The sequence below is a fragment of the Microbacterium testaceum genome, from assembly GCF_001476655.1.
Taxonomy (GTDB): Bacteria; Actinomycetota; Actinomycetes; order Actinomycetales; family Microbacteriaceae; genus Microbacterium; species Microbacterium testaceum_C.
On the sequence record NZ_LDRT01000003.1, the window covers coordinates 1 to 8,865 of the forward strand.

Annotated in this window: 12 protein-coding genes; 9 read left to right on the plus strand and 3 right to left on the minus strand. The window is 72.1% G+C overall.

Annotation, left to right across the window (positions count from 1 at the left end; genetic code table 11):
- The first annotated feature begins 330 nt into the window (after positions 1-330).
- A complete protein-coding gene (locus tag NS220_RS00680) occupies positions 331-693 on the plus strand; it encodes a hypothetical protein (RefSeq protein ID WP_058622195.1) in 363 nt (120 codons plus the stop codon).
- A 110-nt stretch (positions 694-803) separates the two neighbouring features.
- Here the strand turns inward: NS220_RS00680 and NS220_RS00685 are convergent, their stop codons facing one another.
- Positions 804-1,601 (minus strand): alpha/beta fold hydrolase, encoded by a 798-nt coding sequence (locus NS220_RS00685; protein ID WP_058622196.1) that lies wholly within the window; start codon positions 1,599-1,601, stop codon positions 804-806.
- Positions 1,602-1,658: 57 nt separating this feature from the next.
- On the opposite strand from NS220_RS00685, the gene NS220_RS00690 reads away from it, so the two are divergent.
- The 6 genes from NS220_RS00690 (at position 1,659) to NS220_RS00715 (ending at position 5,398) form a co-directional block, all read left to right on the plus strand.
- The gene (locus tag NS220_RS00690; RefSeq protein ID WP_058622197.1) at positions 1,659-2,225 is read left to right on the plus strand and encodes a mismatch-specific DNA-glycosylase; all 567 of its coding nucleotides are present in this window, start codon (positions 1,659-1,661) and stop codon (positions 2,223-2,225) included.
- The gene (locus NS220_RS00695) at positions 2,222-2,644 is read left to right on the plus strand and encodes a DUF2809 domain-containing protein (RefSeq protein ID WP_058622198.1); all 423 of its coding nucleotides are present in this window, start codon (positions 2,222-2,224) and stop codon (positions 2,642-2,644) included. Before NS220_RS00690 ends, NS220_RS00695 begins: the two co-directional genes overlap by 4 nt.
- Positions 2,645-2,671: 27 nt before the next feature.
- Positions 2,672-2,968, plus strand: coding sequence for a DUF1905 domain-containing protein (locus tag NS220_RS00700; protein WP_058622199.1), 297 nt, complete (start codon positions 2,672-2,674; stop codon positions 2,966-2,968).
- An 8-nt stretch (positions 2,969-2,976) separates the two neighbouring features.
- Positions 2,977-3,435 carry a prepilin peptidase gene (locus NS220_RS00705; RefSeq protein ID WP_058622200.1) on the plus strand — a complete coding sequence of 153 codons (459 nt, stop codon included), beginning with the start codon at positions 2,977-2,979 and terminating at the stop codon, positions 3,433-3,435.
- 108 nt (positions 3,436-3,543) lie between these two features.
- Positions 3,544-4,608: a YhjD/YihY/BrkB family envelope integrity protein gene (locus tag NS220_RS00710; RefSeq protein WP_058622201.1), complete on the plus strand. Its 1,065-nt coding sequence runs from the start codon at positions 3,544-3,546 to the stop codon at positions 4,606-4,608.
- Positions 4,601-5,398 carry an NAD(P)H-hydrate epimerase gene (locus NS220_RS00715; RefSeq protein WP_242864482.1) on the plus strand — a complete coding sequence of 266 codons (798 nt, stop codon included), beginning with the start codon at positions 4,601-4,603 and terminating at the stop codon, positions 5,396-5,398. The genes NS220_RS00710 and NS220_RS00715 overlap by 8 nt, the downstream gene beginning before the upstream one ends.
- A gap of 50 nt (positions 5,399-5,448) precedes the next feature.
- On the opposite strand, the gene NS220_RS00720 is transcribed toward NS220_RS00715, so the two are convergent.
- On the minus strand, positions 5,449-6,204 hold the full coding sequence (locus NS220_RS00720) for a glutamine amidotransferase (protein WP_081322913.1): 756 nt from the start codon (positions 6,202-6,204) through the stop codon (positions 5,449-5,451).
- Positions 6,205-6,272: 68 nt separating this feature from the next.
- On the opposite strand from NS220_RS00720, the gene NS220_RS00725 reads away from it, so the two are divergent.
- Both NS220_RS00725 and NS220_RS00730 read left to right on the plus strand, forming a co-directional pair.
- Complete coding sequence (locus NS220_RS00725) at positions 6,273-6,500, plus strand: hypothetical protein (RefSeq protein WP_058613639.1); 228 nt, start codon at positions 6,273-6,275, stop codon at positions 6,498-6,500.
- Positions 6,497-7,141, plus strand: a complete 645-nt coding sequence (locus NS220_RS00730; RefSeq protein WP_058622202.1) for a CYTH domain-containing protein — start codon at positions 6,497-6,499, stop codon at positions 7,139-7,141. Before NS220_RS00725 ends, NS220_RS00730 begins: the two co-directional genes overlap by 4 nt.
- 72 nt (positions 7,142-7,213) lie before the next feature.
- Here the strand turns inward: NS220_RS00730 and lpdA are convergent, their stop codons facing one another.
- The gene (lpdA, locus tag NS220_RS00735) at positions 7,214-8,611 is read right to left on the minus strand and encodes a dihydrolipoyl dehydrogenase (RefSeq protein ID WP_058622203.1); all 1,398 of its coding nucleotides are present in this window, start codon (positions 8,609-8,611) and stop codon (positions 7,214-7,216) included.
- Positions 8,612-8,865 lie beyond the last annotated feature (254 nt).

Below are 8,865 nucleotides of genomic sequence, written 5' to 3' on the forward strand. Positions count from 1 at the left end.
TGGGAGGTTGGTGTGGGTTGCTGGTGGGGTGGGTGGTGCGGGGGGGGTGGGGTGGGGGGGGGGGGGGGGGGGGGTGGTGGTTGCGGGGGTCGGGTTTTGTTGGTGTGTGAGGGTCGGGGCGCGGGCGGGGGGAGGGACGGGGAGGATCGTCGGCAGCGTCAGAGGGGTATAAGAGACAGGGCCGGGGGTGCGCAGGGCGGTGGTCAGCGCGGGCAACGCGACGGCTCCGCGGCGGGCGGCTCCGGATCGGCCCCGGGAACCGGACGCACGGGCGCGGCGCAGGGCTTCGGCGGTCAGGCGGGCACGTCGCAGGGCGAAGACGCCGAACTCGTGGCCTGGCTCACGGCTCGCGATACGGACACGACGTACCTCGCGGCCACGTTCGGCGCTCAGCAGGCGGCATCCCTCATCCTCGCCACCGACGGCGCGTCGATCCTCCCGATCGGCGGCTTCAACGGCACCGACGACGTGCCGACGCTCGACAGCTTCGTCTCGCTTGTCCAGTCCGGTCAGCTCCGGTACGTCCTCGGCGGCGACGAGCGCGGAGCGGGGGCCGGCGCGACAGGGTTCGGTGCGACAGGGTCCGGTCGATCGGCCTCGACCGACACGGCGTCGGCGCAGATCCGCCAGTGGGTCGAGCAGAACTGCGTGGTCGACTCGTCCGCTCCCGGCACGGTGTACGACTGCGGATGAGGGGTGTGGCGGGAGCTCGCGGCCGCGCCGGCGCGCGGTTCGTGCGATCCCGCGGCCGCCCGATCCCGCGGCCGTGCGAGCCCGCGCCCCGTGCGCGCGGGTGATCCGGCTCAGCCCTCGCGCGACAGGAACTCGACCCCTGCCTCACGGAACGCGCGCGCCCCGGGCGCGTTCACGTGGTGTCGACCGGGGATGTCCGCGAACTCTCCGCGCGGCAGCAGCGACGCGAGGTGCTGCGACTGGTCGTGGATCGGGTCCTCGGTGCCCGTGGCGAGGAGCACCGGCTGCTGCGGAGGCGACGCCGGGTCGGGATCGGTCTCGCCGAGGCGCATGCCCTCCGCGATCGCGACGAGAGCACGCAGGTCGTTGCCGGGCACGCGCTCGGCGAGCGAGACGTAGCGCAGGGTCGTGGCATCCTCCACGGGAGTGCCGTGGTCGAGGAACGCGCGGGCCTGATCGACCTTCAGCCGCGCGAGCGGACGGCCGTCGGGGATGCCGCCGAGCACCGCGCGCTCGACGTGCTCGGGGGCGTCCACCGCGAGCTGCCACCCCACCCGACCGCCGAGCGAATAGCCGAGATAGCGGACGGAATCGAGCAGGTAGGTGTCGAGCACGGCGACGAGGTCGCTCACGAGCGTGGGCATCGTGTACGACGCCGCGTCGTGCGGCTTGTCGCTCGCGCCGTGACCGCGCTGATCCACCGCCACGACACGGAACCCCGCGCGCAGCAGGTCGCGCACCCAGCCCGTGTTGATCCAGTTGTCGCGCGTGCTCGACCCGAAGCCGTGGACGCACAGCACGGCCTCCGCGTCGGGGTCTCCCCAGGTGTACGTCGCGAGCCGGACGGTATCGCCGACGATGACGAACTGCGGCGCGGGGGCCTCGGTGAGCGCGGGCACGGCATCCATTCGTCCGATCCTGGCAGACGCGACGGCTCCGGTGCGGGTAGTGGTCATAGTGGTCTCATGGGATATACGCGCGCCGAGTTGGAGTCGTTCCGGGATGCCACCATCCCCGACCTCGTGGAGCCCGGTGTCCGCTTGCTCTTCGTGGGGATCAACCCCGGGCTGTGGACGGCGGCGACCGGCACCCCGTTCTCCCGCCCCGGCAACCGCTTCTGGCCCGCCCTCGTGGAGGCGGGGATCCTTCCCCGTCTTCCCCGGTATGCCGAACCCCTGAGCGACGCGGACCGGCGCATGATCTTCGATGCGGGCATCGGGGTGTCGAACCTCGTCGCGCGGGCGACCGCGCGCGCCGACGAGCTGTCGCGCGAGGAGCTGCGCACGGGGGCGGCGGCGCTCACGGATCGCGTGGCGTCCTGGGGCCCGCGCGCGATCGCCGTGGTCGGGCTCACCGCGTACCGCGACGGCTTCCGGCGTCCGAAAGCGGTCGCCGGGCGGCAGGAGGACGCCATCGCGGGGCTCCCCACCTGGGTGCTGCCCAATCCGAGCGGCCTCAACGCCCACGACACCGTCGCCACCCTTGCCCGCGCCTACGCGGAACCGGCGCGGGTCGCGGGGATCCTCGCATGACGCACGCGCGCCGACGGGTCGCCGCCGCGATCGCCCTCGTCGCGGTCGTCATCCTGGGTCTGGTGGTGGCGAAGGGGATGCCCGCCACGGACATCACCGACGTCATGGGGGACGCGCTCTACGCCGTGGCCGTCTTCACGGGGCTCGTGCTGCTGTGGCCCCGGGGGCGTCGGAGCGTGCTCGGGATCGTCGCGGTGACCTGGTGCGTGGGCGTGGAGTTCTTCCAGCTCACCGGACTGCCGGTCGCCCTCGCGGACCGGTTCCCGCCCGCCGCGCTCGTGCTGGGCAGCGGCTTCGACCCGCGCGACCTGGTCGTGTACGTGCTCGCCGTCGCCACGGCCGCGGCGGTCGATGCCGCCGTCGGGGCACTTCTCCTGCACGGGGGACGACGCCGCGGCCGTGTCGGAGGCCGCGGGTAGGGTGACCCGCGACGAGAGGAGCACCGCGTGATCGTGCGTTTCGAGGGCGAGGTCTACCGCTGGGAGGCCCGGACCGACAGCGACTGGTACTTCGTCGCGCTTCCGGCCGACCTGAGCGACGAGATCCGCGAGATCCAGACGTATCGCCGCGGCTTCGGCGGCGTCCGCGTCGAGGCGACGATCGGCGGCTCCACCTGGCGCACCTCGATCTTCCCGCAGACGGGCGGGTTCTTCGTCCTCCCTCTCAAGCGCGCGGTGCGCGAGGCCGAGGGGATCGCCCCCGACGGCGTCGTTCTGGTCGACCTCCTCGTCCTCGACGCCTGAGGGTCCGGATGCCGTGGGCTCTCGCTGCCGCCCTGTCGGTGTTCGGGGTGCTCAGCGTGGTGCTCGCGGTGGTCGATGTCCGCACCCGGCGCCTCCCCGACGCGATCGTGCTCCCGGGTGGAGCCGCGGTGGTGCTCCTGCTGGGCGCGGCTGCGCTCTCCACCGGAGATCCCTCGCGGCTCGCGGGCATCGGTGCCGGGGCGGTCGGCGCGTTCGGAGCGTGCCTCGCGGTGCACCTCGTGCGCCCGGCGGCGTTCGGCGGCGGAGACGTGAAGCTGGCCGCCCTCTGCGGTGCGGTGCTCGGGTGGGGAGGCCTGGAGGCCGTGGCATCCGGGATCGCCCTCGCCTTCCTCGCCGGTGGGGTCGGTGCCGTGGGGACCCTGCTCGCCGGGGCCCGGGGTGCGTCGATCCCCTTCGGGCCCTTCCTCCTGTTCGGCGCGTGGTGGCGGGTGATCGCGGGAGGGTGAGGGCGGGCCCCGGTGCGCGGATGCCGGAACGGCCGGCGAGGCTGTCTCCGACGGGCGCGGCGGTCAACCCCCGGCGAGAGCGGTCGTTCGCCTCGTTACGCTGGGCCCATGGCCGACCTCATCCGTCGCGTCACCGCGTGGGCTCTGTCGCTCCGCCTCGTGCGCGCTTTCCTCGTCTACTCGGGTGCGCGGGGCCCCATGCTCGCCGACAGCGTCACGTATCGCACCCTGTTCAGCCTGTTCGCCGCGGTGCTGATCGGCTTCTCCTTCGCCGCGCTGTGGCTCTCGGGCAACCCCGCCGGCCTCGACGCGCTCGTCCGGTCGGTGAACGGCGTCGTGCCGGGCCTCGTCGGCGAGAACGGACTGATCGACGTCCGCGACATCGATGCGCCCGGCGGCCTCACGATCGCGGGCATCGCCGGAACGCTGGGTCTCGTGGGGGCGGCGATCGGTGCGATCGGGTCGCTGCGCTCGGCGCTGCGGCAGATCGCCGGCGTCACGACCGACGACACCTTCATCGTCTGGGTGCTCCTGCGCAACCTTGCCCTCGCCCTCGGCATCGGCGTCGCCCTCGTGGCCGCGGCGGCGGTGACCTTCCTGGCGACGGCCGGGCTCACCTTCATCCGTGAGCTCCTCGGCGTCTCGGCCGACTCCTGGATCACCGCCTTCCTGACCTGGCTCTTGTCGACGGCCATCGTGCTCGTGCTGGACGCGGCGGCGATCGCAGCCGCTTTCGCTCTCCTCGCGGGCGTCCGCACGCGAAAGAGCACGCTCATCCGTGGGGCGCTCCTCGGCGGCGTCGGGCTGGTCGTCCTGCAGCAGTTGTCGGGCCTGTTCGTGGGCGGGGCGAGCAGCAACCCGCTCCTCGCGACGTTCGCCTCGCTCATCGCCCTTCTGCTGTGGCTCAACCTCTCGAGCCAGGTCATCCTCATCGCCGGGGCCTGGATCACGGTCGCGACCGAGGAGGACCACGACCGCGTCCGTGCCAAGTACGGGGCGACCACGATGATCCAGTTCCGCGTCCGTCGCGCCGAGAAGGCCGTGCGCTCCGCGACGAGCGAACTGGAGGCCGCCCGCGACGCCGAGGCGAAGGAGCGCGAAACCCTCGCTCAGAACGACCCCGCCGCCGCCGCGCGCGAGGCCGACGCCGACAAGGCCGCGTCCCGTGGCTGAGGTCGACCCGAACCCCTTCGCGGGACCCGTGGCCGTCCCGGACCGTGCCGACGGAACGGGACGTTCGGCCGAGCCCGACCTGATCCCATCCACGCCGCGCGTCGCCGCCTACACCGCCGACGCCGTGCGCGCCGCCGAGGCACCCCTGCTCGCCGCGGGGCGCCCCCTCATGCGCGAGGCGGCCCGGGCTCTTGCCGACGTCGCCGCCGCGGAGCTGCGCTCCGTCCCCGGGGCGGTTCTCGTCCTCGCCGGAGCGGGAGACAACGGGGGAGACGCCCTGTTCGCCGCCGCGGATCTGGTCTCCTCGGCCGCCCGTGTCGACATCGTGCTCGTTCGGGACCGCGTTCACCGCGAGGCCCTCGATGCGGCCGTCGCCACCGGTGCGCGCGTCATCTCGGTGTCCGAGGCGGCGGCGGGGGCGAGCGGCTACGTCCTCGTGCTCGATGGCATCCTCGGCATCGGACGTCTGCCCGACCGCCGCCTGCGCGGAAGCGCCCGAGCGCTCGTCGAGCGTCTTCTCGCCCTCCCCGAACGCCCGCGGGTCATCGCTGTGGATGTGCCGAGCGGTCTCGACCCCGACGACGGGACCGCGGATGCCGTCGTCCTCTCCGCCGACGTCACGGTCACGTTCGGCGCCCTCAAGGCCGGTCTCGTGCGCGGCCGCGGTCCTCGGCTGGCCGGCCGTGTCCACCTCGTCGACCTGGGGCTGGATCCGTACCTCCGCCGCGCGCACCCCGCCGTCACGGCCGCGATCGAGGTGGTCCGAGAGACCCCTCGCGCCCGCGCCTGACTCTCTCGCCTCGCTCTGTCCGCCCGGCACGCGCGCCCGGCGGCCCGACCTCAGCGCGCGTAGCGCTCGACGAACGTCCGCAGCATCCGGGACGGTGCTTCGACCGGGGCGCGTCGTACCGCCGCGAGGGTGAGGTCCAACTCGTCGGCGGCGAAGTACCCGAACGCGGCGTAGGCGTGGATGCGCGTGACGATGCCGTCGACGTCGAGCTCGGGATGGAACTGCGTCGCGTAGACGTTGGCCCCCACTCGGAACATCTGCACCGGACACGTGGGTGAGGACGCCAGCAGGGTCGCTCGCGGCGGCAGCGTCGTGATCGCCTCTTTGTGCCCGACGAAGGCCGTGAAGGTCTCGGGCATCCCCGCCGCGAGGGGGTCTTCGCGCCCGGCGGCCGTCAACGTCACATCGACCACGCTGATCGGCTCCCCGAAGGTGCCGTCGATCTCGGCATCCAGGTACGTCCCCAGCGTCCCCACGCCGTAGCACGCCCCGAGGAACGGCAGGTCGCGCGCGACGACGTCATCGAGCAGGGCCGCCATCTGGGCTTCGACTCGGCGCTGGACCGGGGACTTCTTCTCGGGCGGGTCCGAGGCATTGAAGGGGCTGCCCCCGACGAGGATCCCCGAGATCGCGTCGAGATCCAGGTCGGGCAGATCGTCGCGCTCCAGCCGCACGCGCAGCAGCCGCTCGGGCGGCAGGCCGGTGTACCGCAGGAAGAGGGCGTACTCCTCGTCGGCCGGGCGGTCCTCGGCACGGGTGGCGAGCAGCACGAAGGGTCGCTCCCCGGGCAGGTCCGTCGACGTCACCCGAGCGATTCTAGGCGAGCGCTGTCAAGGTGCCGGGCGGTGTCGGAGGGGCGGTCTACGCTGACGGCATGGCTATTGCACGACTGACCGGAGGCCCGCTCGACGGGCAGGTGCTCCCGCTCGAGAACGAGTCCGACGACACGCTGATCATGCCCTACAGCGAGGGGCAGCTCGTCTACCGCCGCGAGGGGGGTCTCGAGCACACGGGTGAGTCCGACGGCCCGACCCAGGCTGTCTTCGCGTTCGTCGAAGAGACCGAGGACATCAACCCCGACGCCGACGGACGCGACGATTGAGCGCAGGCTCCTCCGGGGCCTCGAGCGTCGAGGTCGAGTCGAAGTACGACGTCGACGAGACGACGCCGCTGCCCGACTGGTCGGCGCTGCCGGGAGTGGCCCGGGTCGGCGAGCCCGAGCCACGTGACCTCGACGCCCGTTACCTCGATACGCCCGGGGCCGACCTCGCCCGCGCCGGTGTCGCGGTGCGTCGACGCTTCGGCGGGCCCGACGCCGGCTGGCATGTGAAGGGCCCCGCGCGGGCGGGCGGGCGCACCGAGACCCAGTGGCCCCTCGAGGCCGACATCGACCCCGACGCCGAGCCCGTTGTGCCTCCGGCGGTTCGACACGCCGTCGCCGCGATCGCCGCGCCGCCGTTCACGCCGCTCGCGCGGGTGCGGAATCACCGCACGGCGTACGCGCTCCTCGACGCCGATGGCAGAGAGGTCGCCGAGTTCGTCGACGACCACGTCCGCGCGCGGGACGAGCGGCGCGGCGTGGATTCGTCGTGGCGCGAATGGGAGGTCGAGCTCGGCCCCGCCGGCGCTGCCGATGACGAGGGCCGTGCGGCGTTCTTCGCCGCGGTCGATGCGGCCGTGTTCGCCGCGGGCGGTCGGCCGGCGGCATCCGGCTCCAAACTTGCTCGCGCGCTCGGCCGCTGAGATTCCGAGCCCTCGTCCAGGGCGACGAAAAGGCCCGCCCGGAGAACCGGGCGGGCCTTTTCGTGTCGGCGCTCAGAGGTTGATCATGTGCCCCGTGAGGCCGTGGAACGCCTCCTGCAGGCCCTCCGACAGCGTCGGGTGGGTGTGCACGTTGCGCGCCGCCTCGAGGGCGGTGAGATCCCACTTCTGCGCGAGGGTGAGCTCGGGGAGAAGCTCCGAGACGTCGGGGCCGATGAGGTGGCCACCGATGAGTTCGAGCGTCTCGGCGTCGGCGACGAGCTTGACGAAGCCGACGGGCTCGCCGAGGCCGTTGGCCTTGCCGTTGGCCGAGAAGGGGAACTTCGCGACCTTGATGTCGTGGCCGGCGTCGCGCGCCTGCTGCTCGGTGAGGCCGAAGGAGGCGACCTGCGGGTTGCAGAACGTGGCGCGCGGCATGTTGCGGTAGTCGCCGAGGGTCTGCGTCTCGGCGTTGCCGATCGTCTCGGCGGCGACCACGCCCTGCGCTTCGGCGACGTGCGCGAGCTGGAGCTTCGCGGTGACATCGCCGATGGCGTAGATGTGGGGGACGTTGGTGCGCATGTGGTCGTCGATGTCGATCGCGCCGCGCTCGGTGAGCTTCACGCCGGTGTTCTCGAGGCCGAAGCCGTCGACCTTGGGGGCGAAGCCGATCGACATGAGCACGCGGTCGGCGTCGATCGAGCCGGTCGAGCCGTCCTTCGCCGTGTAGGCGACGGTGACCTTGTCGCCGTGGTCGGTGACGGAGTCGACCTTGGTGGAGGTGAGGATGTCGACGCCGTAGCCCTTGTACTGCTTCTGGATCTCCTTCGAGACCTCGGCGTCCTCGTTGGGGAGGGCGCGGTCGAGGAACTCGATGATCGTGACCTTCACGCCGTAGTTCGTCATGACGTACGCGAACTCCATGCCGATGGCGCCGGCGCCGACGATGACGATCGACTCGGGGAGCTCGCGGGTGAGGATCTGCTCCTCGTAGGTGACGACGTTGTCCGACAGCGTGACGCCGGGCAGCAGGCGCACGGTGGAGCCGGTCGCGATGATGACGTTGTCGAAGGTGACCTGCTCCTTCGAGCCGTCGGTCAGGGCCACGTCGAGGGTGTGGTCGTCGGCGAAGTATCCGCGGCCCTCGTACTCGGTGACCTTGTTCTTCTTCATCAGGTAGTGGATGCCCTTGACGTGACCGGCGGCCACGCTGCGGGAGCGGTCGAAGGCCTTGCCGAAGTCGAAGGTGACCTCGCCCGAGATTCCGAACAGGTCGGCCTTGGCGTGGAAGGTGTGCGCGAGGTCGGCGTTGCGCAGCAGCGCCTTCGAGGGGATGCAGCCCACGTTGAGGCACACACCGCCCCAGTACTTCTCTTCGACGATCGCGACCGACAGGCCGAGCTGCGCTCCGCGCACTGCAGCGACGTACCCGCCGGGACCCGCACCAAGAATGACCAGATCGTAATGAGGCATGAGGAAATCCTATCGTCCGGAGGTGCCCGTGGAACCGCCCCCGGAGGACCCGCGGCGCCCCCGCGCGACGAACAGCCAGACGATCGCCCCGGCGACGATCACGAGCGCGACGATCAGCAGGATCCACGGCAGGGGAGAGGCGGTCGACACGGTCTCCGAGGGTGTCGCCGTGGTGTCGGGCGTCGCGGTCGCGGGGGCGGTCGTCGCCGACGCGCTCGGAGTCTCGGTGCTGTCTCTTATAAACATCTGACGCT